General features: G+C 63.8%; 21 protein-coding genes. All 21 read right to left on the bottom strand.

Going from position 1 to position 24,660, the window contains the following annotated elements:
* Nucleotides 1-13 precede the first annotated feature (13 nt).
* The 21 genes from CMN27_RS16050 to CMN27_RS15955 all read right to left on the bottom strand — a co-directional run bounded on the left by CMN27_RS16050 (nt 14) and on the right by CMN27_RS15955 (nt 24,657).
* On the bottom strand, nt 14-961 hold the full coding sequence (locus CMN27_RS16050; RefSeq protein ID WP_293628062.1) for an alpha/beta hydrolase: 948 nt from the start codon (nt 959-961) through the stop codon (nt 14-16).
* Between the two features lie 56 nt (nt 962-1,017).
* The gene (locus tag CMN27_RS16045) at nt 1,018-1,809 is read right to left on the bottom strand and encodes an alpha/beta hydrolase (protein ID WP_293628060.1); all 792 of its coding nucleotides are present in this window, start codon (nt 1,807-1,809) and stop codon (nt 1,018-1,020) included.
* A gap of 24 nt (nt 1,810-1,833) precedes the next feature.
* Entirely contained in the window at nt 1,834-1,995 is a 162-nt protein-coding gene (locus tag CMN27_RS17500) for a DUF2256 domain-containing protein (RefSeq protein ID WP_366515473.1), read from the bottom strand.
* A 38-nt stretch (nt 1,996-2,033) separates the two neighbouring features.
* Nucleotides 2,034-2,489 (bottom strand): GNAT family N-acetyltransferase, encoded by a 456-nt coding sequence (locus CMN27_RS16040; RefSeq protein ID WP_293628058.1) that lies wholly within the window; start codon nt 2,487-2,489, stop codon nt 2,034-2,036.
* Nucleotides 2,490-2,496: 7 nt separating this feature from the next.
* Nucleotides 2,497-3,603 carry a histone deacetylase gene (locus CMN27_RS16035; protein WP_366515472.1) on the bottom strand — a complete coding sequence of 369 codons (1,107 nt, stop codon included), beginning with the start codon at nt 3,601-3,603 and terminating at the stop codon, nt 2,497-2,499.
* A 174-nt stretch (nt 3,604-3,777) separates the two neighbouring features.
* Nucleotides 3,778-6,570 (bottom strand): EAL domain-containing protein, encoded by a 2,793-nt coding sequence (locus CMN27_RS16030; RefSeq protein WP_293628054.1) that lies wholly within the window; start codon nt 6,568-6,570, stop codon nt 3,778-3,780.
* Complete coding sequence (locus tag CMN27_RS16025) at nt 6,570-7,082, bottom strand: prepilin-type N-terminal cleavage/methylation domain-containing protein (RefSeq protein WP_293628052.1); 513 nt, start codon at nt 7,080-7,082, stop codon at nt 6,570-6,572. Before CMN27_RS16025 ends, CMN27_RS16030 begins: the two co-directional genes overlap by 1 nt.
* Before the next feature lie 243 nt (nt 7,083-7,325).
* Nucleotides 7,326-8,276: a 2-dehydropantoate 2-reductase gene (locus tag CMN27_RS16020; protein ID WP_293628050.1), complete on the bottom strand. Its 951-nt coding sequence runs from the start codon at nt 8,274-8,276 to the stop codon at nt 7,326-7,328.
* A 143-nt stretch (nt 8,277-8,419) separates the two neighbouring features.
* Nucleotides 8,420-9,571 carry an acyl-CoA dehydrogenase gene (locus tag CMN27_RS16015; protein ID WP_293628048.1) on the bottom strand — a complete coding sequence of 384 codons (1,152 nt, stop codon included), beginning with the start codon at nt 9,569-9,571 and terminating at the stop codon, nt 8,420-8,422.
* A gap of 27 nt (nt 9,572-9,598) precedes the next feature.
* Nucleotides 9,599-10,786, bottom strand: a complete 1,188-nt coding sequence (locus tag CMN27_RS16010) for an acyl-CoA dehydrogenase family protein (RefSeq protein ID WP_293628046.1) — start codon at nt 10,784-10,786, stop codon at nt 9,599-9,601.
* 23 nt (nt 10,787-10,809) lie between these two features.
* Nucleotides 10,810-12,897, bottom strand: coding sequence for a 3-hydroxyacyl-CoA dehydrogenase NAD-binding domain-containing protein (locus CMN27_RS16005; protein ID WP_293628044.1), 2,088 nt, complete (start codon nt 12,895-12,897; stop codon nt 10,810-10,812).
* Nucleotides 12,898-12,981: 84 nt separating this feature from the next.
* Entirely contained in the window at nt 12,982-14,640 is a 1,659-nt protein-coding gene (locus tag CMN27_RS16000; RefSeq protein ID WP_293628042.1) for a long-chain fatty acid--CoA ligase, read from the bottom strand.
* Between the two features lie 182 nt (nt 14,641-14,822).
* Nucleotides 14,823-15,626 (bottom strand): 5'/3'-nucleotidase SurE, encoded by an 804-nt coding sequence (gene surE, locus CMN27_RS15995; protein ID WP_293628040.1) that lies wholly within the window; start codon nt 15,624-15,626, stop codon nt 14,823-14,825.
* Between the two features lie 60 nt (nt 15,627-15,686).
* Nucleotides 15,687-16,769, bottom strand: coding sequence for a phosphotransferase family protein (locus CMN27_RS15990; protein ID WP_293628038.1), 1,083 nt, complete (start codon nt 16,767-16,769; stop codon nt 15,687-15,689).
* Nucleotides 16,770-16,771: 2 nt separating this feature from the next.
* The gene (locus CMN27_RS15985) at nt 16,772-17,536 is read right to left on the bottom strand and encodes an SDR family oxidoreductase (RefSeq protein WP_293628036.1); all 765 of its coding nucleotides are present in this window, start codon (nt 17,534-17,536) and stop codon (nt 16,772-16,774) included.
* A gap of 67 nt (nt 17,537-17,603) precedes the next feature.
* Nucleotides 17,604-18,818 (bottom strand): acyl-CoA dehydrogenase family protein, encoded by a 1,215-nt coding sequence (locus tag CMN27_RS15980; RefSeq protein ID WP_293628034.1) that lies wholly within the window; start codon nt 18,816-18,818, stop codon nt 17,604-17,606.
* Nucleotides 18,819-19,227: 409 nt separating this feature from the next.
* The gene (locus CMN27_RS15975; RefSeq protein ID WP_293628032.1) at nt 19,228-19,692 is read right to left on the bottom strand and encodes a PaaI family thioesterase; all 465 of its coding nucleotides are present in this window, start codon (nt 19,690-19,692) and stop codon (nt 19,228-19,230) included.
* Between the two features lie 3 nt (nt 19,693-19,695).
* On the bottom strand, nt 19,696-20,496 hold the full coding sequence (locus CMN27_RS15970) for an IclR family transcriptional regulator (protein ID WP_293628030.1): 801 nt from the start codon (nt 20,494-20,496) through the stop codon (nt 19,696-19,698).
* A 408-nt stretch (nt 20,497-20,904) separates the two neighbouring features.
* Nucleotides 20,905-22,350, bottom strand: coding sequence for a DHA2 family efflux MFS transporter permease subunit (locus CMN27_RS15965; protein WP_293628028.1), 1,446 nt, complete (start codon nt 22,348-22,350; stop codon nt 20,905-20,907).
* Nucleotides 22,351-22,353: 3 nt separating this feature from the next.
* On the bottom strand, nt 22,354-23,385 hold the full coding sequence (locus CMN27_RS15960) for an NADP-dependent oxidoreductase (protein ID WP_293628026.1): 1,032 nt from the start codon (nt 23,383-23,385) through the stop codon (nt 22,354-22,356).
* A gap of 102 nt (nt 23,386-23,487) precedes the next feature.
* The gene (locus CMN27_RS15955) at nt 23,488-24,657 is read right to left on the bottom strand and encodes an ABC transporter substrate-binding protein (RefSeq protein WP_293628024.1); all 1,170 of its coding nucleotides are present in this window, start codon (nt 24,655-24,657) and stop codon (nt 23,488-23,490) included.
* Between the last annotated feature and the right edge of the window lie 3 nt (nt 24,658-24,660).

Below are 24,660 nucleotides of genomic sequence, written 5' to 3'. Positions count from 1 at the left end.
CGCGCTAGCGCGTCTAGCGATCGGCAAAAACCTGGCGCAAACGCGTGCCGCAGGCCTCGAGACAGTCGCGGGCCGCGTCCACGACGCCCGGCATGTTGATGAAGCCGTGAATCATGCCCGGATAGTGCAGGTGTTCGGCCGCGTTGCCGTGAGCCCGCAGTTTTTCGTAGTAGGCGATGTCTTCGTCGCGTAGCGGGTCGTAGCCCGCCGACACAACCAGCGCCGGCGGCAGGTCGCTGAGGTCGTCGGCATGCAGGGGCGAGGAGTAAGGATCGTTCGGATCCGCCGGCGCGCCGTCGAAGTAGTGATTCATGAACCAGTCCAGCAGGGAACACGTGAGCCGGTAGCCGTCAGCGAGCTCGCTATGCGAGGGCTGGCTGCGGGTACGGTCGGTGCCGGGGTAGATCAGCATCTGATAAATGAAATCCGGCCCGCCTTCGGCCCGCGCTTTCAAACAGGTGACCGTGGCCAGGTTGCCACCCGCGCTGTCGCCGCCGATGGCGATCCGGTCGCGGCGTACGCCCAGCGCCTCGGCCTGATCGAAGATCGCGTTCACCGCGGCCCAGCAGTCCTCGAGCGGACCGGGATACGGGCATTCCGGTGCCAGACGATAATCCACCGATATCACCATGCAGTCGCCGTTCAAGGCGAGATGGCGGCACGGGATATCGTGGCTGTCGAGGCTGCCGATGACATAGCCCCCGCCGTGGATATAGATCAGCAGCGGCATGGCCTCGCCGCCCGGATCGCGCGGGGTATAGACACGCAAGCCAATATCGCCGCGTGGGCCGTCTACGGCGATATCACGCACCGAGAACAACTCGGGCGCACGCCCGCCCACCATGACCGAGCCCTTCTCGTACTGGGCCCGTGCGGCGTCGGGCGAAAGAGTCTCCAGCGGCGGCAGGCCGCTGTTTTCGGCGGCCTGCAATACGCGTGCAACCTGAGGATCCAGTGTCATGAGCAGTCTCGATGCGGCGACGCGATGCCTGCGCCGCCGGTATGGAACAAGTACAACTAGTCGATACGCTTCACGAACGACTCGATCGCGGCGTTGACCGGCTGCGGATGGGTCAGGTTCGCAGCATGGCCGCCGCCCGGCACCACTACCAGCTCGGCATTGGCCAGATTATCGGCCAGCTGTTCGGCGCGTTCCATGGGAATGGCCATGTCGGCATCGCCATGCACCACCAGCGCCGGCTTTTCGATCTCGCCGAGCCGATCGGTCACGTCGTCGCGCGTGGTCAGAGTATGGAAGGCGGCGAGCAGGTTATGCGACTGCCAGCCACGCCATTTGTGCTGCCAGTGCGCGGTTTCCTTGGCGTCGGCGCCGAGAATGATGCCGGCGATCGTATCGGCGATCTCGTCGGACAGGCCGTGCATGGCCCAGGTATCAATCATCTGTTTGTAGCCGGGCAGATGATCCGGGTTTTCCAGCCCTGCCTGGGTATCCAGCAGAATCAGCGCGCGCACCCGATCGGGATGGGTCAAGGCGCAGCGCAATGACAGAAAACCGCCCTGGCTCATACCGGCGAGAATCGCGCTTTCGATACCCAGATGATCGAGCAGGCCGACCAGATCGTCGGCCGAGTCGTAGTAGCTGAACGGCGCCGGGCTTTCGGCGCCTGCGGTACGCCCATGGGCGCGTTCGTCCCAGACGATACAGCGATAGCTATCCTCGAAAGCCGCCACCTGAGGCGCGAACATCTCGTGATCCATCAGCAGCCCGTGCGAAAACACGATGGCCGGCGCATCGCCGCCGCTGTCCTGGTAGAAGATCTGCTGTCCGTTGATCGAAGCAATAGGCATGGGCTCTCCTCATTGTTGTCGGTTTCATTCGGGCAAGCGGGCATTGTCCCCGCGCTTGTATGCCCGTTTGCAGGCCTGACTGCAAAAACGTATCGCCGGCCAGTCGCGTGCCCACTTCCGGCGCCAGGCAAACGGCCGTTGACAGTAGAGACAGGTCTTGCCCGGCAGATCGGCCTTTCTGCGCATTCGAGCCACGTCCGCAATCGCTCGCTAACGGGGCATGTTCACGGGTAACGCAGTACGTCTTCGCCATGGAACCGCTGGCCGGTATCCACGAAGCCGTGGCGTTCGTACAGACGCCGTGCGGCGGTGTTGTCGGGCGTGAGGCTGATCAGGATAGGCGCCTCGGGGCGTTCATGCTTGAGCGTGTCGATGACGGCCTGCAACGCCAGGCCGCCGTAGCCCACGCCCTGCCAGGCGACATCGATCATGAAGCGCGGAATGTTGTAGGCCTCATAGCCGGGCAGGTATTCCGCCATGACGAAACCGATGAGCGTTTCATTCGCATAGATGGCATAAGGCGTACAGCGCGGCTGCACATAGGCTTCGGCCAGCGAATACAGGTTGGAGGCCACGCGCCTGGCCTGCTCGGCCGACAGCTGTAGATGAATGACCTGCTGCCAGTTGTGCAGATCCACGGGGCGCAGGGTGACGACGATTTGTGGGCTGTCTTGGCTCATGCCCTACTCATTCCATGTCGGCAAAAGCCGACCGATGGAATTCCGCGATTTCGGCGACTTCCTCGACGCCGGGCTCGCGCACGGTCGCAGGTGGCGCGCCGGCCATGACCTCGAGCACCCGATGGGTGCAACGCGCCAGGGTATCCGGGTTGTAGCCGCCTTCCAGTGCCATGACCAGTCGCCCGTCGCAATACTGGTCGGCCAGGCGTTGCACGATGCCCGTCATCGCGCTGTAGCCGTCGTAGCTCATGTTCAGGCACAGCTCGGTGCGGTGCGCATCCATACCCGCCGAGACCAGAATCAACTCCGGCTGGAACCACTCGGCCGCCGGCACGAGGATATTCTCGAAGGCGTTGATGATCGCCAGATCGCCTGCGTCCTCGGGCAACGGGACGTTCACCGTGGTGCCCTCGCCCAGACCTTCGCCGATCTCTTCGAGATCGCCGGTGCCCGGATAGAAAGGCGCGGCGCGATGGGTATCGAAGAACATCACGCTCGGATCGGCGGCGAAGATATCCTGCGTGCCGTTGCCGTGATGCGCGTCCCAGTCGATGATCAGCACGCGCTCGATATCCCAATGGAACTGCGCGTGCGCGGCCGCCACCGCGATGTTGTTCAACAAACAGAAACCGCGTGCGCGCACCGCATTTGCATGGTGCCCGGGCGGGCGACAGATCACGAACGCCGACTGCGCTTTCTTTTCGAAAACCGCGTCCACGGCCGCAATGGTCGAGCCGGCGGCCACCACGGCGGCTTCCAGACTGCCGGCCGAAACGGCCGTTGTATCCACGTCGAGCCATGCCTGCTTGCCTTCCAGCTCATGCAGGCTTTCGAGGTAGGAGGTGGTATGCACGCGGTTGAGCTGCTCCTGCGTGGCGGGCTGGCCGGCGGCGATACGCACACCGGCAATCGGCTCGGCCTCAAGCAGTTCCCTGACCGCGATCACCCGGCCGGGGTGCTCGGGATAGCTCCATTTGGCTTCCACGCCCAGGCCGTCAAGAATGCCGCGAATCCGTTTGTCCATGCGGCCCGGAAGAAACTCTTCGTTGGCCTCGGGCCGATGCGAAAGCACCCGCTCGTCATAAATCACCAACACATCACGATCGCCCACCACTATAGACACTCCTTGGCAAACATCGCCTCAGACTAGCAGCCGCAGCACGAAATTTAGCGTTTTCGGGCCCATACGGGAAAATATTTCGCTGTAACCACGCCTGTTTATCCGCGCCCGATCTCACTGTAGCGCAGCCTTGCATCGGCGTGGACCGCCCCATGCGGGCTTTCATCCTCAAGGTCGCAGGTAAGCGCCGACCTCGTCCGGCGCCACCGGCCGGCTCAGATAGAAGCCCTGTGCCAGATCGCAGCCAAAGCGTTTGAGCAGATCGAGCTGCTCGGCGGTTTCGATGCCTTCCACCACCACGATCTTGCCCAGGCCATGCAGCATGTCGATAAGCGAGCGCATCACGATGGCGGCATCGCTGCCCGGCGTTTCGATACCGTCGACAAAGCAGCGATCGATCTTGACCGTCTGCACCGGCAGCTGGCGCAGATAGCTGAACGAGGAATAACCGGTACCGAAGTCGTCCATGGACATCCGAACGCCCAGCGCGTTGAGTTCCCGGATACGCGCGCTGGCCGTGGCCATATCGGTCAGCAACAGGTTTTCGGTGATTTCCAGCTCCAGACGTTCGCCCGGCAGCCCGGTCTGTACGAGCGTACGCTCGACCATATCGACGAAATCCTCGGTCCAGAACTGTTTGGGCGACACGTTGACCGCGATCCGCTCCGGCCGAGCCGACGCCGGGAACGCGTGCAGGTACTGGTGACAGGCCTGGCGCAGTATCCACGCCCCGGCCGCGACGATGAGCCCGGAGCTTTCGAGCGCCGGAATGAACAGCCCCGGCGGCACGATGCCGCGCTCGGGATGGCGCCAGCGCACCAGCGCTTCCACCGCGCCCAGCCCGCCGTCGTGCATGCGCACCAGCGGCTGGAACTGCAGGAAAAGCTCTTCGTTATCGATCGCGTGGCGCAGTTCCGCCTCGATCTGAACACGTTCGCGTACGCGCTCGTTCATGCGCTTTTCGAAGAAGACATGCCGGCCGCGGCCGCCGTCCTTGGCCTGATACATCGCAGCATCCGCGTGCGCCAGTAGTGCTTCGGCGTCGCGGCCGTCGGCCGGAAACAGGGCCAGACCGATGCTGGCACTTACACGGTGTTCAAGGCCGTTGATCAGATAGGTCTCGGACAGGCGCTCGATAAGGCGTCGCGCACAGCGATCCAGGGCCGCGACATCCTCGGCACGCGGCAGCAACACCACGAATTCGTCGCCGCCCCAGCGGGCCACGGTGTCCATATCGTCGAGCACCTCGGCGAAGCGCTGGGCCGCCGCGACGAGCAGCGCATCGCCGGCGCTGTGGCCCACCGAATCGTTGACGTTCTTGAAGTGATCGAGATCGATGAACATGATCGCAAGCGACTGCTCGACGCCTGCGGCCAGGGCAATCTGGTGATCGAGGCGGTCGATGAACAGCTGGCGATTGGGCAGGCCGGTCAGCCCGTCGTAGTGGGCCTGACGATAGAGTTCCTTTTCACGCCGGGATGCGGCCAGCGCCACGGCCAGGCGGTCGGCAACCGCCAGGGCCTGCTGTTCGTCTTCCGCGCCTGTAGCCGTGCCGCGGTAACCCACGAACAACGCCGCCCACAGCCGGCCGTGCTCGCGTACGGGCGCGACCGTCACCCGGTCGATATTGAGATCGCGCAGCGGTTGCCCATAGGACAACTCGGCCAGCGCGTCGCCGTCGAAATACGCCAGCCGCTCGTCGGTATCCAGCGCCGCGCGTTCGGCGGCCCCGGGCTGTACGCGGTAGCTGTTCACATCGTCGGGCCGGGCCAGCTCGACGACGTGCAGATGGGCGACCTGCGCGAGGTCCGGGTCGAACAACAGAATCGCCGCGGCATCGGCCTGCATGATGCGGTGCAGGCTCTGCAGCATGTTCTCGACCACGGTGTCCGCACCGGCCGAGGTGAGAATGCCGCGGTCGGTCGCCGCCAGTACATCCAGGGTATGAAACTGCGTGCCCAGGCGTTTCGCCATCGTATTGAAGGCGTCGCCCAGCTCCTCGAATTCGTCGGCGCTGTCGATCTCGACCCGGGTGGCGAATTCGCCCTCGGCGATGCGTTGAACACCGCCACGCAGGCGCCGCAGCGGATCGCTGACCCGCCGAATCTGGCTCATTCCGAGCATGCCGGCCGCGATCAGGCTCAGCAGTACCACGAACGGCAGCAGCCGGTAGAAAGTCGCGGCCGGTCTGGCTGCAGCGGCCCAGGGCTTGAAGCCTACGACCCGCCAGCTCGCGCCATCGAAATGGCTGGGAATGAACACGTCCCAATAAGCCACCAGCGTATCTTCACCGGCCAGCGGTATCCGCCCCGGGGCGGTCAACGTAATCGGCCCGCCCTGTATGCGCTGGTCATAGACGGACTGCAAATCCGGGCAGTCGAGCATCCGCTGAGTCTGCTGCTCAACCAGGCAAAAGCGCGTGTCATTGGGCCAGCGTTCGGCGTTGCCGATCACGTAGTCGGGGTCGAGCCGCCCCGCCACCATACGCGGTCGACCATCCACCCTCGTCAGCGCGCGCAGCATGACCAGACCGCCTTCGTTAAGCGGCTGGGCAAGCAACCGGGTTCGCGGTGGCGTCCGTGCCAGCGACGAGGGCGCTGCTTCGGGCGGCGAAACCGGCAAAAGCTGCGCGTCGCCGTAGAGCATTCGACGCTCGCCGCCCGAATACAGCGCCAACGCCTCGAAGGCAGGCGCGCCGTTCTCGGTATGCCCCCGCTCGGCCGAATCCTCGGCAATACGTATCAGCAGTGCCTCGGCCACCTTGAGCCGGCCCAACATGTCCAGACCCTGGTTCTGGCTGTCGTTGGCCAGCCGCTGTGCGGCCTGCTGGGCGACCACGCGGGTGGTGTTGAACCAGGCCAGCACGGCGACCGCCACCACCGGCACGAAAGCCGCGAGCAAAAATCGCAGAAAAAGCCGCCGTGCGAACGCGCCGCGAAACGGTCCGACGGTCAAACGCATCAACTGCGGCCCGCCAGCTCGGAGCCCAGGCCAATAAAGTCACCGTTGAGCCCGCGCACGATATCGTCGCGGCTGGCCTTGGCCGTCAACGGTCGCTGGCTCTGCCCGTCCTTGCCCATGCTGTAGAGGTCGTAATCGGTATTGATCGGCACCGTGCCCTTGTAGGAACGGAACTTGCCCTTGCCGTTACCCTTCACGTTGGCGTGGTTCAGGAACTGGTAGGGATTGCCCCAGGGGTCCTGCTTGCCTGCCATACCGATATCGGCAAGGCTGTCGGGCAGCCGCTGGGTCGCGACATAGAACCGCTCGATGAGGTTTTCCATGTCGCGGATATCGGCAATCGCCTGGGCACGATCCGCGCGATCGGTATAGCCCACATACGCCGGATAGGCGATACCGGCGAGCAGGCCGAGTATCGCGATCGCCATGAGCAATTCCACCAGGCTAAAGCCACGGCCACGCCCCATGCGTAGCTGGCGCCTTAGAAAGATTTGGCGAAAAACGCGGCGCATGGCGAATCCGAAAGCAGGTCTGGGTTCTGTTATCGACCGAAACAGCGAAAACATCAGCCCCGTTACCCTGCACCCGGTGGGCCCGGCTTGACCGCGCCGCGTGTAAAAAGGCGGCCCGCTTAAGCCGTCATGGGCTGCGAATGCCCGCCACGCCGGCAGTGGCGAGATTCGCCCAGGCGCCACGGCCCGGCAGGCCGGGCGAACGATGCGACGGTGAGCGCTTGAACCCGCCGTTGGCGAAGACTACGACGGGCCCTCGTCGGAGGCCGCCGCCAGCCGATCGCGCATGGCCAGCGCGACCTGCATTGTGGTCAGCCGCGGCGTCGAAACCCCGTGCTGCTCGGCAAGGGCGACGACGTTGCCCAGAATGGCCTGGATTTCCATCGGCCGACCGTTGAGATAATCCAGCGCCATGCTGTTGATATAGGCCGGCATCTTGCGCGTGCCGGCGATGTTCTTGTCGATGGCGTTTTCCGGCATCGGATGGCCATCTGCCGCGGCCACCTCGCAGACCTCGGCCATCATCGCCCGGGCCAGCGCCTCGCCGCCGGGCGTATCGAGCAGAGTGACGGTATCCGCACCGCCGGCCAGCACCGACAACGGGTTGAACGGCGTATTCCACAGACTCTTTCGCCAGCGCTCGCCCACCACAGCCTCGGAGAGCTTCACGTCGATGCCGCCGGCTTCGAAGCATGCTGCGATTCGGCGACAATCCTCGGTGATGCCCTCGGGCCAGGCGCCCATGGTCAGCGCGCCGAAAGCCTTGTGTTCGATCTTGCCCGGCGCGACACGGCTGACCGCAATGAACGCCAGACAGCTGATAATCGGGTTGTTCGGCAGGGCATCGGCGACTTCGCGTTCGATATCGATACCGTTTTCGATGAGCACGATGCGGGTGTTTTCGCCCACCCAGGGCTTGATCAGCGCGCCGCGATCGATCGATGGCAGCACCTTCACACAGCAGATCACGTAGTCGGCTTCGCCTTCGGGCGTATCGCCGTCGCGATAGACCGCGTCGGGGCGGTACGACAGATCGCCCAGCGGACTGTCGATCTGAAACCCGTCCGCCTTGACCGCCTCGTATTCCGAACGCAGGACCACGCTCACATGACAGCCGGCGCGCTTGAGAATCGCGCCATAGAAACTGCCGATCGCGCCGGCCCCGACCACGACAACCCGTGTGCTCTCACTCATCGCAAATTCCTTTTCATAACGGCCAACAGCGCAAGGCATCGGCCCCAACCGTCACGCCACGCCTGCGCTACGACCGGCAAATTAAAAAAAACGGGCTGCCAGCGCCAGCCGACAGCCCGTGTTTGGCTAGCCGAGAACGGCGATCACGCGGCCGCGTTCTCCTCGACCAGCAGGTCGATGAGACGGTCGGTGTGATAGTTGCCGTCGCCCAGGTAGTGGTCGATCAGCACGATGCGCTTGGCGTAATGGGAGATGGAGGATTCATCCATCATGCCCATGCCGCCGAACAGCTGGATCGCCTCTTCGGCCACGTGGCGGCCGGCCTTGCTGACCATGGCCTTGGCCGCGGCCAGACGCTGGCGACGCTCGGCGTCGGGCGCATCCAGCGAACAGGCGGCCCACAGCGCCAGCGAACGTACCTTCTCCAGCGAGATACGCATATCGACCATGCGATGCTGCAGGGCCTGGAAGCTGCCGATCGGCACGCCGAACTGCTTGCGTTCCTTGATGTAGTCCAGGGTCAGATCGCAGGCCACTTCCATGGCACCGGCAGCTTCTGCGCACAGGGCGATGATGCCGCGATCCAGCGCATACTGCAGCGGTGCGGCCGCGCCGCCCTCTTCGCCCACCAGCGCGTCGGCGCCGACCTTGACGTTGTCGAGGCTGATTTCAGCGGCTCGGTGGCCGTCGAAGGTCGTATAGCCTTCGCGCGACACGCCGTCAGCGTTGCCGTCGACCAGGAAGGCACTCAGGCCGTTCTTGCCCGGGTTGTCGCCGCTGCTGCGGGCGATGACCAGCAGACGATCGGCGCTGTCGCCGCCAAGCACCACGGCTTTCTTGCCGGACAGCACGTAGCCGTCGCCGTCCTTTTGCGCCGTGGTTTCGATCCAGAACGGATCGTAGCGGCCGTTCGGCTCGTAGCAGGCCAGCGCATACTTCTGTTCGCCGCCGATGATCGGCTCCAGGGCCTCGGCCTTGGCGTCGTCATCGAGGGCGGCATCCAGGAAGGTGCCGGCCAGTACCACGCTCGAAAGATAGGGCTCGACCACCAGACCGCGGCCAAAACCTTCGGCCACCACCATCAGCTCGGCGCCACCGCCGTTGAAGCCGCCGGCGGCTTCCGAGAACGGTACCGCCAGCAGGCCGAGTTCGGCGAACTGCGACCACACCTCGGGCGAGTAGCCGGTGTCGGATTTGATGATCTTTTCGCGCTGCTCAAAGCTGTACTGATCGGCCACCACGCGGTCGACCATGTCCTTGAGCATGCGCTGCTCGTCGCTATAGGAAAAATCCATTGTCTATTCCTTTTCCTGCATACCGGACTACAGTCCGAGGATCGCCTTGGAAATGATGTTCTTCTGAATCTCGTTGGAGCCGCCGAAGATCGACAGCTTGCGCAGATTGAAGTACGTGGAGGAGGCCGAGGCCGAGAACTCGGGGCCGAAGGCGTCTTCGCCCACCTCGAAATCGGGGAACGGCAGCGCATAGGGGCCGGCCAGCTCGCGATAGAGATCCGAGATCTTCTGGCGCACTTCCGTGCCCATGACCTTCAGAAACGAACTTTCCGCGCCGGGCACGCCGCCGGCCTCGGCCGCCGACACCACGCGCAGGTTGGTCATTTCGACCGCCATCAGTTCGAGCTCGAGCTCGACCAGACGCTCGGCCACCCGCGGATGCTCGATCAGCGGCTTGCCTTCGGCCTGCTCGCTGCGCGCGATCTGCTTGAGGTGCTCCAGCGCGGCCTTGGAAATACCCACGCCGGCGATACCGGTACGCTCGAAGGTGAGCAGGTACTTGGCACAGGTCCAGCCCTTGTTCTCTTCACCGACGAGGTTTTCGACCGGCACCTTGACGTTGTCGAAGAAGACTTCGTTGACTTCGTGCGCGCCGTCGAGGGTGATCAGCGGACGCACGGTCACCCCGGGGGTGTTTTCCATGTCCACCAGCAAAAAGGAAATGCCTTCCTGCTTCTTGACCGTGGTATCGGTACGCACCAGCACGAAGATCATGTTCGCGTGCTGGCCGAGGGTGGTCCAGGTCTTCTGACCGTTGACGATGTAATGATCGCCATCCCGCTCGGCGCGGCACTTCAGGCTGGCCAGGTCGGAGCCGGCGCCCGGCTCGGAATAACCCTGGGCCCACCAGTCCTCGCTCTTGAGGATACGCGGCAGGTAGTAGTCCTTCTGTTCCTGGGTGCCGAACTTGATGATCACCGGGGCGACCATGTTCAGACCGAACGGCAGGATACGCGGCGCACCGGCTTCGGCCGTTTCTTCCTCGAAGATGTGCTTCTGGATCGGGCTCCAGCCCGGGCCGCCATGCTCTTCGGGCCAGTTGATCGCCAGCCAGCCCTTTTCATAGAGCGCGCGTTGCCAGGTGATCATGTCCTCGGGCGAGACGTGCTCGGAGGACTTCACCTTGTCAGAGATTTCCTTCGGCAGCTTTTCGGCCACGAAGGCGCGGACCTCGTCGCGGAATGCGAGTTCGGCTTCGTTATATTGAATATCCATTGATTACTCCGTAATACCCAGCGTTACAGGTCGCCGAACTTGCGGCCTTCGCTGGCCAGCTTTTCCAGCAGGGCGGACGGCTGCCAGACCGGATCGCCCGATTCGTCATAGAACTGCTTGACCTTGGCATGGATCGTGTCCAGCCCGACCTGGTCGGCCCAGAACATCAGACCGCCCCGATAGACCGGGAAACCGTAGCCATAAATCCATACGATATCCACATCCAGCGGACGCATGGCAATGCCTTCCTCGAGGATCTTGGCGCCTTCGTTGACCATCACGTAGAGGCAGCGTTCCAGGATTTCCTGATCGCTGACATCGCGGGTCTCGATGCCCTTCTCGGCACGGTACTTCTCGATTTCGGCCATGGCCGTTTCCGACGGACGCGGGGTGCGATCGCCTTCGGCGTAGTCGAACACGCCGCCGCCGGTCTTCTGGCCCCAGCGTTCCTGCTCGGCCAGAGCATCCATCCAGTCGCGCTCGGGCGCGTTTTCGGGATCGTCTTCGCGCAGGCCTTCACGAATACGCCAGCCCACATCCAGACCGGCCAGGTCGGCCATGGCGAACGGGCCCATCGGCAGGCCGAAGTCGAACAGCACCTTGTCGACCTGCGAGGGTGTTGCGCCTTCGTTGACCAGCTTGACGGCCTGGGCCTGGCGCTTGTGCAGGATACGGTTGCCCACGAAGCCGTTGCACACGCCCACCAGCACACCGACCTTGCCGATGCGCTTGGACAGGTTCATGACCGTGGCGATGACTTCGTCGGAGGTCGCCTCGCCGCGCACGTTCTCGAGCAGCTTCATGACGTTGGCCGGCGAGAAGAAGTGCATGCCGATGACGTCTTCGGGGCGCTTGGTGGACTGGGCGATTTCGTTGACGTCCAACGTGGAGGTATTGGTGGCCAGGATCGCACCGTCCTTGCAGACGCGATCGAGCTCGCCGAAGACCTGCTTTTTGACCTTCATGTTCTCGAACACGGCCTCGATGACCAGATCCACGTCGGACAGGTCGTCATAGGACAGCGAGGTGCTGATCAGCGACATGCATTTTTCGACCTGATCGCTGGTCATGCGGCCTTTCTTGGCGGTCGCTTCGTAGTTCTTGCGAATCAGGGCCACGCCCTTGTCGAGCGCTTCCTGCTTCATTTCCAGCATCTTCACGGGGATGCCGGCCGACAGGAAGTTCATCGCGATGCCGCCGCCCATGGTGCCGGCACCGATGATGCCCACCTGCTTGATTTCGCGCTGCGGCGTTTCCTTGGAAATACCGGGCACCTTGCCCACTTCACGCTCGGCAAAGAAGACGTGGCGCTGGGCCGCGGATTCCGGCGAATTCAGCAGTTCGGTGAACAGCTCGCGTTCGCGCTTCATGCCGGCCGCGAAGTCCAGCTCGGTGGCGGCCTGAACTGCCTTGATGCAATGGAAGGGAGCCAGAAAGCCGCGCTTCTTGCGGGCAATGGACTGCTCGAATTCGGAGAAGACGTTGTCGCTTTCCTTCTCCACGCTCAGCTCGCTGACCTTGCGACGCGGGGCGCCGTCGGCAATCAGCTTCTCGGCATAGGCAATTGCCTCGGCCTTGAGATCGCCGGAGACAACTTCATCGACCACGCCCATTTCCTTGAGCTTGGCCGCCTTCATCGGCTTGCCTTCGACGATGGCCTGCATGGCAGCCTTGGCGCCGATCAGGCGCGGCAGACGCTGGGTGCCGCCGGCACCCGGCAGCAGGCCGAGGTTGACCTCCGGCAGGCCCATCTTGGCCGAATCCAGGGCCACGCGATAATCGCAGCCCAGGGTGATTTCCATGCCGCCGCCGAGTGCGGTGCCGTGTACCGCAGCGACCAGCAGCTTGTCGCTGTTTTCCAGCGTCTGCACGACGTCGGGCAGACCCGGCTCCTGCGGCGGCTTGCCGAATTCGCGGATATCGGCACCGGCCGGGAAGGTACGCCCGCCGCCGATGATCAGCAGCGCCTTGGCGCCATCGTCGGCCATGCCCTTGTCCAGCGCCTCGACAATGCCCTGGCGTACCGCATGCCCGAGCGCATTGACCGGCGGATTATCGACGGTGATGACGCCAATATCGCCATCGCGTTCGTAGGAAACCACTTCACTCATAAAACACTCCTTTCCAATTTTCGTAACCGCCCGCCGGTGCGCGCGGCCTGTCTGTCTTGTTGCCGAAACTCGCCCGGACCTTTGCTAACCCGCCTGCGGCCACTCCTGTTCCTGCAACGCCCGCCACATCAGCTTGCCGGTGGGCGAACGCGGCAGCGTTTCGCAGATTTCGATCACCCGCGGCACCTTGTAGGCAGCCATGTTCTCGCGACACCACTCACGGATATCATCCGCGCTGGCGGCGTCCGCGGCGTTGAGCACCACGCAGGCCTTCACGCTTTCGCCGCGGCGCGGATCGGGCGTGGAGATCACGCAGGCCTCGCGAATCGCCGGATGACGATACATGAGGCTTTCCACTTCCGCCGGCCATACCTTGTAGCCCGAGGCGTTGATCATGCGCTTGACGCGATCGACGATGAAGAAATAACCCTCGTCGTCGTAGTAGCCGATATCGCCGGTACGAAAGAACGACTTGCCACCCAGATCAATGAACGCCGCCTCGGTCTCCTCGGGCCGGCGCCAGTAGCCGGAAAACACCTGCGGACCGTTGCTCACGATCTCACCGACCTCGTTGGGCCCCAGTTCAGTCAGCGTTTCGGTATCGATGATGCGCGAATCCACGTCGAACACCGGGATACCCAGGCATTGCGGCTTGGGCGCATCGAAGGGGTTGATATGGGTGGCCGCGATCGTCTCGGACAGCCCATAGCCTTCGATGTAGTGCAGGCCGGTGAGCTTGAACAGCTTGTCGGAGACCGCCGCCGGCATGGCCGCGCCGCCGCCGCCGATATTTTCCAGGCTCGACAGATCGTATTTCTCGATCTCGGGATCGGACAGCATGTCGATCGCCATGGTGACGATATTGGTCCAGCGGGTGATCTTGTACTGCTCGATGAGCTTCGCCGCCGTGCGTCGTTCCCAGCGCGTCATCAGTACGACCGTGCTGCCGATGAAGATGGGCGCGTTCATGCCGTTCTGCATGCCCGTGACATGAAAATACGGCAGCGTCGCCAGGGATTTGCCTTCCGAAGTACTACGACTCCAGTAGACGCTGTGTACCGCCGAAGCCATGACCGTACGATGGGTATGCACACAGCCCTTGGGCGCGCCGGTCGTGCCCGAGCTGTAGGGCAGCACGCACAGATCGTCGGGCCCGGCCTCGTGGGCGCTCGGGGTGTGGCCGGCGTTCAGGGCGTCGGCCCACAGCACGGCGTTGTCGCGACCGGTAGGCTGGCTTTCGGCCTTCACTTCGGCCGGCAGGTCGAGATCGGTGGGCGCGCTCGCGTACTCGCCGTAGTTGGCCACGATCGCGAGGTCAAGCTTGCCGCTATCCAGCAGCGGCGCCACGGCTTCGTAGCGCTCCTGACCGCAGATACAAATCGTGGCGTCGGTGTCCTCGACATAGTGTTCGAGTTCGACGCTGCGGTTCATGGGGTTGACCGGCACCACGGCCGCATCGGCACGCAGAATAGCGTAGTAGCCGACGACGAACTGCGGCGCGTTCTGCATGAACAGCAGCACGCGATCACCGCGTTTTACGCCCTGGGCCTGCAGATAGCCCGCCAGGGCACAGACCTGCTCATCGAGCTGGCGATAGCTCAACGGCGTGTCGTAATAGATGATGGCCGGCCGCTCCGGATAGCGACGTGCCGAGATTTCGAGGTTGGTATAGAGGCTGGTCTGCGGCAACCCCAGCGAATGGGGCAGATTGGCAGGCCATGCGGCGTAATGCCGATCGAACATAACGGTCATCTCCTCGCTTTCCAGCGTTTGGCGCTGCCCCACTCTTGAACGGTGCTCGACAGGCCAGGGTTTGCGTTGCCGGCGCCGCCAGGCCGCCGTCGACTCGAATGGTCGGTCACCGGCGACGCCGCGGCTTGGCGTCTTTAACTTGAAATACTATTTCGTTTTTTGAAGCGGCTTTTTTACTCCGCGCGTCGGCTGATGTCCAGTCGCCAGGCCTCGTCCAGGCCCGGCTGCTCAAGCAGGGCTTCGTCGCAGCGGCTGCCGTGCAACGGCGTGGCCGAGACATAACCCTCGCGTAGCGCCACCACGTCCGACAACGGGTCGGCGATCGCGGTGATATCGCGTTCGAAACTGAGCCAGTGATAGACCAGCCCGCGGCCATCGGTACCCGCGATCAGATGCGGTGCGACGATCGTGCCCGTGGACTGGCGGGTAAAACGCAGCCCCTGGATCGTATCCGCGTCCTGCATGGGGAAATTGAGGTTCCAGCAGCAGCGCCCCGTTTCACCGCGCGCGGCCCACAGCCGCCGTATCGCATCCACCGCGTAGGCTTCGGTGGCCGAAAAGTCGAGCGCGCTGCGATCGTGAAAGGCCTGGCTCAGGGCAATCGCCGGAATACCCAGGTGATCGGCTGCCAGGACCGCGCCGACCGTGCCCGAATACATCACCGAGTCGGAGAGATTCGCGCCCCAGTTGACCCCGGACAGCACGAGATCCGGCGGATCGTCGCGCAGCCAGTCGGCCATGGCGACCATCACGCAATCGGCCGGCGTACCGGTGAGCGCATAACGCTGGGTGCCGTATTCGGTGACCCGAAGCGGGTGGTGCATGGAGATGCCTTGGCCCACGCCGCTCTGGTCGGCCATGGGCGCCACCACCCAGACTTCTTCGGCCACCGCCGCGGCGATGCGCTCGGCCACGGCAAGCCCCGGGGCCTCGACGCCGTCATCGTTGGTCAGCAGTATTCGGCGAATCGGCTTCATGACGTTTCCGGGCAGTCGACTATCGGCCCCGCGAGTTTCGCACGCGTCTGTGTCGATCGTTCAATCATGGGCACGCGCGACCGCCCAGCCGCGTTCGGCAATCAAACCGGCGCGCCGGCCGACGTTGAGCGCATCGCTGTTACTGGCGTTGCCCTGCACCGCGCGTGCATACACGCCCTGCAGAATCGCGGCGGTACGAAACAGCGAAAACGCCACGAACACCGGCCAGTCGTCGATCGGCGCGAGCCCGCGTGCCTGGCGATAGCGCTCGAGCTGTTCGGCCTCGGTAGGAATGCCGTGGGCGGCCAGATCCAGCCCCTCGATACCACGCACACCGGCCACGCCATGCGGCAGGTGGTAGGGCATGCAGGCATAGGCCAGATCGGCGAGCGGATGGCCGATGGTGGCCAGTTCCCAGTCGAGCACCGCGGCCACGTCGGTCGAATCCGGCGCGATCAGCAGGTTGCCGATACGGAAATCGCCGTGGGCGATCGCCGGCGTGGTGTCGTCGGGGATATGGTCGGTCAGCCATTGGCCGAGCGCATCCATGTTCGGGTCGGTTTCGGTGGCCGAGGCTTCGTACTGGCCACGCCAGCGCTTGATCTGGCGTTCGACATAACCGTTTGGCCGGCCGAAATCGTTCAGCCCCACGGCCTCCACGTCTACGTCGTGCAGCGCGGCGAGCGCATCGATGAGGCCGCGATAGATCTCGCCGCGCTCGCTGGCCGCCAGTTCCGGCATGGCCGGATCGCCGAACACGCGGCCCGGCACATAGTCCATGACGTAGAACGGCGTGCCGATGACGTCGGCATCCTCGCAGTGCACATGCATGTGCGGCACCGGTACGCCGGGCGCGTCCACCAGGGCCGACATCACCCGGTATTCGCGGTCGATCCGGTGGGCCGAGGGCAGAATCTTGCCCGGCGGCTGTTTGCGCAGCACGTAGTGGCGCGGCGCATCCGCGCTGCCCGTGGTAAGAAAATAGGTCGGGTTGGACTGCCCGCCCTGAAACTGGCGCACGTCGAGTCCGCCCTCGACCAGGCCATGGTCACGAAGATACTGTTCGAGCGCGTTCTCGTCGAAGCGGTGCGCCTCGCGCACCGCCACGATTTCCGGCGCGCCGGCCTGACTCTGATCCGCCATGTTCAGCTGATCGTCTCGCCGCCATCGGCGACGAGCGTCTGCCCGGTAACATAGGCGCTGGCGTCGGTGGCCAGGAAGATGGCAACACCGGCAATATCCACCGGCTCACCAATACGCCGTACCGGCGTACGCTTTTCGGCCTGTTCGAGGCGTTTCGGGTCTTCGACCAGGGCCTTGGCGAAATCGGTACGGACCAGCCCCGGCGCGATGGCGTTCACGCGAATATTCTGCGGCCCCCATTCGACCGCGAGGTTACGCACCAGCGCGGCTTCCGCGGCCTTGGATACGCCATAGGCGCCGATCACGGTATTACCGCGCAGGCTGGCGATCGAGGACAGCACGATGACGTTGCCGCCGCCTTGCTCGGCCATGCCGGGCAACACCATGTTGCATAGCCAGAACGTGCCACGCACGTTGGTTTCCATGATCTTGTCCCAGGCCTCGTCGGAGAGTTCGGCCGTGGTGCCATAGACCGGGTTGGTCGCGGCATTACAGACCAGTACGTCGATCTGGCCATAGGTTTGTTTCGTCTTGTCGACGAGGTTCTGCAGGTCTTCTTTCTTGCCGACATGACAGGCAATCGCGATGGCGTCGTGGCCGGCGTTGCGCAGTTCTTCGGCCACCGGCTCGCAGGCTTCGCTCTTGCGGCTGGAAATAACCACCTTGGCACCGTGCTCGGCCATCTGCCACGCGATCGCCTTGCCGATACCGCGGCTCGAACCGGTGATGACGGCGACCTTGCCGTTCAAATCAAACAGATTGGACATCAAATTCTCCTGGCGTTATCAAACGCGTGCCGGCGGCCCGCAGGCCGCCGGCACGGTGTGCCTGCCGCTAGCCGCGGGCCGCGCGCTGGCGACGCAGCTCGAGCTTGGCGATGCTGTCCAGATGCACTTCGTCCGGGCCGTCGGCCATGCGCAGGGTGCGCACGTTCGCCCAGGCCGAGGCCAGGAAGGTGTCCTGGCAGACGCCCATCGCGCCGTGTGCCTGAATGGCACGGTCGATCACGTTGAGCGCCATCTCGGGGGCGATCACCTTGATCATGGCGATTTCCTGGCGGGCTTCCTTGTTGCCCACCTCGTCCATCATCTTGGCGGCCTTGAGCGTGAGCAGGCGCGCCTGTTCGATTTCGATACGCGAACGTGCAATGTTCTTGCGAATGGAGTCGAACTCGGAGATCTTGCGGCCGAAGGCCTCGCGGTTTTCCACCCGTTCGCACATGGCTTCCAGTGCCCGCTCGGCGATGCCGATGGTGCGCATGCAGTGATGGATACGCCCCGGCCCCAGACGGCCCTGCGCGATCTCGAAGCCACGGCCTTCGCCCAGAATCAGGTTCTCGGCCGGCACGCGCACGTTGTCGTAGTGGATTTCGGCATGGCCCTTGGGGGCATGGTCGTAGCCGAACACGTGCAGCGGCCGTTCGATGGTCACGCCCGGGGTATCCAGCGGCACCAGAATCATCGACTGCTGGCGATGCTTTTCGGCGTTCGGGTCGTTCTTGCCCATGACGATGGCGACCTTGCAGTTGCGCGCCATCGCACCAGAGGACCACCACTTGCGGCCGTTGACGATGTACTCGTCGCCGTCGCGCTTGATTTCGGTGGCGATATTGGTGGCATCCGAAGAGGCCACGGCCGGCTCGGTCATGGAGAAGCAGGACTTGATCTTGCCTTCCAGCAGCGGCTCCAGCCACTCTTTCTTCTGTGCTTCACTGCCGTAGCGCTCGAGCACTTCCATGTTGCCGGTGTCCGGCGCGCTGCAGTTGAAAACGATGGGCGCGATCGGCGAACGGCCCATGATTTCGCACAGATGCGCATAGTCGTAGTTGGATAGCCCGGCGCCGTAATCGCTTTCCGGTAGGAACAGGTTCCAGAGGCCTTCGGCCTTGGCCTTGGCCTTGAGTTCTTCCATGATCGGCGGCCAGGCCCAGCGATCCTCGGCCTCCTGGTGCTGCTGTTCGTAGACCGACTCGGCCGGGTAGACGTGTTCGTCCATGAACGCGAGCAGCCGGGCGTGCAGATCCTCGGCCTGCTTGGATAGTGCAAGCATGATCTCTCCTCATTGTGGCGGACTGTTGTGCTCGCACTGGCCCGCGCACGGCAGGCAAGCCCAAGCGTGTTCTTTTACCGACCGGAAACTGACACAGCCGCGGGCGACCGTCAATTTAATGAAACGCAGTTCCAGACTCGGCATGAACGATCGTTCGTTTTCGCGACGAAGCCCGACCCCACTCTGCGCAGGTCGATCGCGTGCGGCGAAACCGAACGATCGTTCACCGACCTCGACCATACGCCCTGCCGCGCAAAAAATCGACTGTTTATTGCACGCGACAGACTCGGGCCGCAGGTTACGCCTGGCGCCCGGGAATACGGCATCGATCGACGGACGGCGCGCACGGGGCTGCAACCCGTGGCCGCGCCTGAGCTGGACGGGCGTTACCCGTGGTGTAACGAATCCACTATGCGTCGATGGGTACGCCTTGCTCGCTCTCGCTACCGCTACGCAGTCGGTAGGTACCCTCGCCGATGGCGAGCAGGCGCTCGTCGGCGTCGACGATATCCACCGTGGAATTGAAGATACGAGTCCCGCCCGCGCGCCGCCGGCCGATCGCGCGCACCAGGCCCTGGCTGGCCTGACCGGTGAAGGTGGTGGTCATCGACAGGGTGATGGCCTTGCGGATACGCCCCAGGTAGGGGCAATAACTGCCGGCCGCCGCACCTGCGATATCGAGCAGCGTGGCGAGGATACCGCCGTGCAGCACCCCGGCGAGGTTGAGGTGCCAGGCCTGAATCTCCAGTTCGAGCGTGGCCCGGTCCGGCACCCATTCGACGAACTCGAAGCCCAGATGCGCGGCAAAGCCGCGGTCGTAGCGCGCGTTGGCGTCGGCCAGTGAGATGACCCGGCTGTCTTCGTGATCCGGCATCGATCAGTCGCCGCCCACGACGAGCTGTCTAACCTGCTCCACCACCTGCTTGAGGCGCGGACCGAGATTGTCGACCAACACCTCGCGGGTCAGGCGTTGTGCCGCCCCCCCACAGTTGAACGACACCACGCGCTGGCCGTTCTCCAGCACCAGCGGCACCCCGACACCGCTGATATCCCGGCTCCAGGTGCGATCGGTCATGCAGAAACCGTAACGGGCATAGTCGTCATAGGCGCGTTCGAGCAGCGGTTCGATCTCCGACCACGGCATGGCGCTTTCCGCTCGAATACGCTCGTAGTAGGGCTCGCGGGCGGCCGGCTCATGGGCGGCCAAAAACGCCAGCCCCATCGAGGACAGACCCATCGGCACCCGCGAGCCCACCTGCAGGCGCAAGATCAACGGGCCCTTGCCCTGACAGGCATGGGTATAGGTCAAATGCGCCCCCTCGGGCACCCCGAGGGCCACCATGCAATCGGTGGCATCGGCGAGCTCCTGCATGAACGGCTGGGCGATATTGCCCACGCCCTCGCTCGCGAGGTAGCGATAGCCCAGATCGAGCACCCGCGGGCCCAGCCGGTACTTTTCCAGATGCGGCATGTAGAGCAGATACCCCAGCTGGGTCAGCGTGGCGGTCAGCCGGGATACTGTCGGGCGCGGTATATCCGTGCGCTTGGCCAGCTCTGCATTACCAAGATATTCCGCCGCATCGCCAAAACAACGCAACAGCTCCAGCCCCCGCGCGAGCGCGGTGACGTAGTTGTGCCCCTTGGTGTCCGGACCGTCCGGCGCCATCGTCTTTCGCATTTTCTCTATTCCCAAGCCACAAGTTTTTGGCGCCGCGCCGGCTATCCGACGCAGCTATATCGGTTTTGTATTTTTCGGTTCCGTGTTGCCAGCCCGTCCAACGCTGGAAAGACATCGTGGGCCCGATCGAGCGATCCAGCCTCTTTGATCAAACACCCTGCCCCCGAGTCGAACACAAGATAGACATAACGGTAAGCAAGCGCCATACCGAAAAAGTCGCATGGCAACAGTGCCCTGACGCCGCTACGCCTGCGCCGCGACCCGGCAGCACAGGCGAACGCTTTCACGTTGATATATAAAACGAACAATCGTTCGGCAAATAGCTCGGATCGGCACTCTCTAATCGTGAAATTAGTATTTTTTGATTTGCGCGGCAACGTATACTTGCGGGCATCCTTGCCTGTCGCGTCAAACACTCGCACGGGCCATGGCGCGAGCAAGACGCTGCAACGGCCAGAACGCAATGACGAACAACAGTGCAAGGGCCATGAAGGCATAGTCGAAACCCGCCTCGAACACCCGCTGCGCGGGTTCCTCCGGATGGCGCAGCCGGTAGAAGTCGCTGGCGTACTGCGCTAATACCGCCGACAGGTTCACCCCCAGGGCGCCGCCGATCTGGCGGCCGAAATTGATGATGCCGGAGCCGCGATCGAGTTGTTCTTCGGGCAACAGCCCCAGGCTCGCGGTGGTGATCGGCGGCATCATCAGGCCCACGCCAAGGCGCCCGAACACCGCCCAAACCACCAGCCAGGCGGCCGCGGTCGGAATCTCGGCCGCGGCGAGCAGCACCATGCTGGCAACGAAACACAGCAGGCCTGCGGCCACGAGTCCGCGGATCGGCACCCGGTCGGTCAGATGGCCGGCCACGGGAAAAACGAACGCCATGGCCAGCCCGGCCGGCACCAGCATCAGCCCGGAGGCCGATGCGCTCATCTGCGCAGACTGCTGGAAATAAAGCGGCGCGAGATAGGTGCTGGCGAAAAGCCCCGCCCCCATGACCATCGACAGCACGAAACCGCTGGCAAAGCCGGGCCTGGCCAGTACGCTCAGTTCAAGCAGCGGCTCGCGTACGCGCCGCTCCCAGGCCACGAACAGCACGGCCAGCACCAGCCCGCCAACGAGCACCCCATCGACCAGCGGATCGAACACGCCCCGCCGATGCAGCGAGGCGATCGACCACAGCAGCGCCACCAGCGCGGCACTCAACAGCGCCATGCCGACCCAGTCCAGCGAGGCACGACGACTGCCACGGCCGGGTAGAAAGCGCCAGGCGAGCCCCGCTGCCAGCGCACAGGCTGGCAGCACCACGATGAAGGTCGCCCGCCAGGAAATGCTGTCGACCAGCACGCCGCCCAGCGCCGGCGCGATCGCCGGGCCGAGAATCACCCCCATGCCGTAGATGCCCATCGCCTGGCCACGCCGGTGCACGGGAAACACCTGGAAGATGGCCACCAGCGCATGCGGCTGGATCATGCCCGCGGTGAGTCCCTGACCCACGCGCGCCGCCACCAGGGTCGGAAAATCGGCGCTTAGCCCACCCACGAGCGAGGCCACAATGAAACCGCCCATGGCCAGCGCGAACGCGCCGCGCGAGCCGAAACGCGAAGCGGCCCAGGCGTTGAGCAGCATGCCCACGGTCATCGCCGCGAGAAACCCCGTCGCCAGCCAGTGGACCTGGTCCTGGGCGACGTTGAAGCGGGTCATGATCGCCGGCACAGCCACGTTGATGATGGTGGCCGCAAGCACCACCGAGAAGGTGCCGAGCATGACCGTGACCGACACATACCACTTGTAGCGCGCGCCGAAGCGCTCGCCGAGCACGGCATAGGTCCGTGATTGCGACGCGTCGCCCATCGATTAATCGCGGGTCGGGTCGGCCGCGACCTGCACCAGCAGCTTGCCCCGATTGCGTCCCTGCAGCAGCCCCTGGAAGGCTTCCACCGCGTTTTCCAACCCGGCGACGATATCTTCCTGATACTTGACCTCGCCGCTGCGCACCCAGGCGCTCATGTCGCGCTGAAAATCGCCGTAGCGATGGCGATAGTCGAACTGGATGAAGCCCTGCACGCGCAGGCGCTTGACCAGAACTTGGCCCATGAAGGCCACCAGACGATCGGGGCCGTCGGGCGCTTCGCTGTCGTTGTAGTGAGCGATGCGCCCACAGACCGGCATACGCGCAAAGTCGTTGAGCAGCCCGCGCACTGCGTCGAAGACCTTGCCGCCCACGTTCTCAAAATAGACATCGATGCCGTTCGGGCAGGCGGCGGCGAGCTGGGCTTCGAAATCGTCGTCCTTGTAGTTCACGCAGACATCGAAACCGTACTGTTCGACCACGTGCTCGCATTTGTCCGGCGCGCCGGCCACACCGACCACGCGACAGCCCTTGAGGCGAGCGATCTGGCCCACGACCTGGCCCACCGCGCCCGCGGCCGCCGACACGACCACCGTTTCGCCGGACTGCGGCTGGCCGATTTCGTCGAGGCCGACATAGGCGGTAAAACCGGGCATGCCGAGCACGCCCACCGCGGTACTGATCGGCGCGGCGCTCGGATCGAGCCTGCGCAGCGTTTTCGCCGTTTGCACGGCATACTCCTGCCAGCCGCCATGGGCCAGCACATAGTCGCCCACGGCGAGGCTGTCGTCGTTGGACTCGACCACTTCACCCACGGTCGCGCCTTCCATGACCGCGCCTTCGGCGACGCTGGCCGCATAGGACTTGGCCGCGCTCATGCGACCCCGCATATACGGGTCCAGCGACATGTATATCGTTTTCACCAGCACTTCGCCCTCGCCCGGGCGCGGCATCTGGCTTTCCTGCATTTGCAGGTGGGTTTTATCCGGCATGCCCTGGGGGCGACGGACAAGAATGATCTGGCGATTGACGCTCATCGATAAGCTCCCATGAACGAGCGCGGCTGTCGCAAAACAGCGGCCCAAAGAAAACAGGGGCACCAAAGTGCCCCTGTGACATGCGCATGCTCTATTCGAAACTTATTCGGTTTCGATATCCGACACGCGACGCAGTTCGACCTTGCCGTCGACCACTTCCGCGATTTCCACATCCACGGCCAGATTGCCGCTATCGGTGATGCTCTGGACCTCATACGGATTGTGGTTGGTCTCGACTTCTTTGAGCGCCTCAGGAATCGCCGCGCGGATCGCCTTGGCATCCTTGACGGTGCCGGCCTTTTCCATGGCACGGGCGACCAGGAACATGGCGAAGTAGTTGTACGCCGTTTCCGAGGTGGGCACGCCTTCGTGATCCTTCTTGTAGAGCTTCACGAATGCGTCGGCGCCCGGGTTATCGGAATACACCAGCGGGGTGACGCCCACCGCGCCTTCAACGGCTTCCATGCCGCCGGCCACGTTGGCCACTTCGTCGATCTTGGCCTGATCCATGACCACGAAGCCGCCCTTGAAGCCCAGTTCGCGCGCCTGACGCACCACCAGGCCGGTCGGCTCGGAGGCACCGCCCACGAACAGCACGTCCGGCTCGGCAGCCAGCACCTTGCTCACGCCGGTATAGAAGTCCGCGGACTTGTTGTAGTCCATCGGGTTGCTGGCCACGACTTCGCCGCCGGCGGCTTCCCAAGCAGGAACGAACGCCTGGGTCCAGTACTTGGCATAGTCATGGGTGGCGTTGGCCACGGCGAGCTTCTTGCCGAAGCGATCCATCGTGAGCTTGGTGAAGGGCTTCACGTAGTCGGTGAAGTTCGGCGGAATCTTCACCGTGAGCTCGTTGCCCTTTTCGGTGACCGAGGGAATCGAGGTGTAGGACATCACCAGGAAGCCGTCGCGCTCGTTGAACGCCTGCAGCGCGAACGTGCCGCCGGAATGCGGCGTGAACACCACGGGCGTGTTCGACTGCTGGACCAGACGCTTGCCGTTTACCGCCGCGCGGCTGGGCGAATACATATCGTCCAGGCTGACGATATTGATTTCGTAGTTGGTGCCATCGACATCGATGCCGCCGTTGCCGTTGATTTCCTTGGCGGCCATGCGCAGGCCTTCCAGGGTGTTTTCACCGTAGAGCGCAGCGCCGCCCGACAGCGGCCCGGTGAAGCCGATATTGACCTTCTCGGCCGCATGCGCGGCGCCGGCCATACCCATGGCCAGAGCTGTCGCTACGGCGACCCGGCGAACCGTTTTCTTGAATGTCATTCT

It is taken from the genome of Salinisphaera sp. (genome assembly GCF_002729955.1).
Taxonomy (GTDB): Bacteria; Pseudomonadota; Gammaproteobacteria; order Nevskiales; family Salinisphaeraceae; genus Salinisphaera.
The sequence above is the reverse complement of the archived record's forward strand: the minus strand, read 5'-3'. Positions and strand labels throughout refer to the sequence as shown.

Excerpts from the sequence above, each read along its gene's own strand:
- CMN27_RS16050 (WP_293628062.1), bottom strand. The coding sequence starts at position 961 with ATGACACTGGATCCTCAGGTTGCACGCGTATTGCAGGCCGCCGAAAAC.
- CMN27_RS16045 (WP_293628060.1), bottom strand. The coding sequence starts at position 1,809 with ATGCCTATTGCTTCGATCAACGGACAGCAGATCTTCTACCAGGACAGC.
- CMN27_RS17500 (WP_366515473.1), bottom strand. The coding sequence starts at position 1,995 with ATGCGCAGAAAGGCCGATCTGCCGGGCAAGACCTGTCTCTACTGTCAA.
- CMN27_RS16040 (WP_293628058.1), bottom strand. The coding sequence starts at position 2,489 with ATGAGCCAAGACAGCCCACAAATCGTCGTCACCCTGCGCCCCGTGGAT.
- CMN27_RS16030 (WP_293628054.1), bottom strand. The coding sequence starts at position 6,570 with ATGCGTTTGACCGTCGGACCGTTTCGCGGCGCGTTCGCACGGCGGCTT.
- CMN27_RS16025 (WP_293628052.1), bottom strand. The coding sequence starts at position 7,082 with ATGCGCCGCGTTTTTCGCCAAATCTTTCTAAGGCGCCAGCTACGCATG.
- CMN27_RS16020 (WP_293628050.1), bottom strand. The coding sequence starts at position 8,276 with ATGAGTGAGAGCACACGGGTTGTCGTGGTCGGGGCCGGCGCGATCGGC.
- CMN27_RS16015 (WP_293628048.1), bottom strand. The coding sequence starts at position 9,571 with ATGGATTTTTCCTATAGCGACGAGCAGCGCATGCTCAAGGACATGGTC.
- CMN27_RS16010 (WP_293628046.1), bottom strand. The coding sequence starts at position 10,786 with ATGGATATTCAATATAACGAAGCCGAACTCGCATTCCGCGACGAGGTC.
- CMN27_RS16005 (WP_293628044.1), bottom strand. The coding sequence starts at position 12,897 with ATGAGTGAAGTGGTTTCCTACGAACGCGATGGCGATATTGGCGTCATC.
- CMN27_RS16000 (WP_293628042.1), bottom strand. The coding sequence starts at position 14,640 with ATGTTCGATCGGCATTACGCCGCATGGCCTGCCAATCTGCCCCATTCG.
- surE (WP_293628040.1), bottom strand. The coding sequence starts at position 15,626 with ATGAAGCCGATTCGCCGAATACTGCTGACCAACGATGACGGCGTCGAG.
- CMN27_RS15990 (WP_293628038.1), bottom strand. The coding sequence starts at position 16,769 with ATGGCGGATCAGAGTCAGGCCGGCGCGCCGGAAATCGTGGCGGTGCGC.
- CMN27_RS15985 (WP_293628036.1), bottom strand. The coding sequence starts at position 17,536 with ATGTCCAATCTGTTTGATTTGAACGGCAAGGTCGCCGTCATCACCGGT.
- CMN27_RS15980 (WP_293628034.1), bottom strand. The coding sequence starts at position 18,818 with ATGCTTGCACTATCCAAGCAGGCCGAGGATCTGCACGCCCGGCTGCTC.
- CMN27_RS15975 (WP_293628032.1), bottom strand. The coding sequence starts at position 19,692 with ATGCCGGATCACGAAGACAGCCGGGTCATCTCACTGGCCGACGCCAAC.
- CMN27_RS15970 (WP_293628030.1), bottom strand. The coding sequence starts at position 20,496 with ATGCGAAAGACGATGGCGCCGGACGGTCCGGACACCAAGGGGCACAAC.
- CMN27_RS15965 (WP_293628028.1), bottom strand. The coding sequence starts at position 22,350 with ATGGGCGACGCGTCGCAATCACGGACCTATGCCGTGCTCGGCGAGCGC.
- CMN27_RS15960 (WP_293628026.1), bottom strand. The coding sequence starts at position 23,385 with ATGAGCGTCAATCGCCAGATCATTCTTGTCCGTCGCCCCCAGGGCATG.
- CMN27_RS15955 (WP_293628024.1), bottom strand. The coding sequence starts at position 24,657 with ATGACATTCAAGAAAACGGTTCGCCGGGTCGCCGTAGCGACAGCTCTG.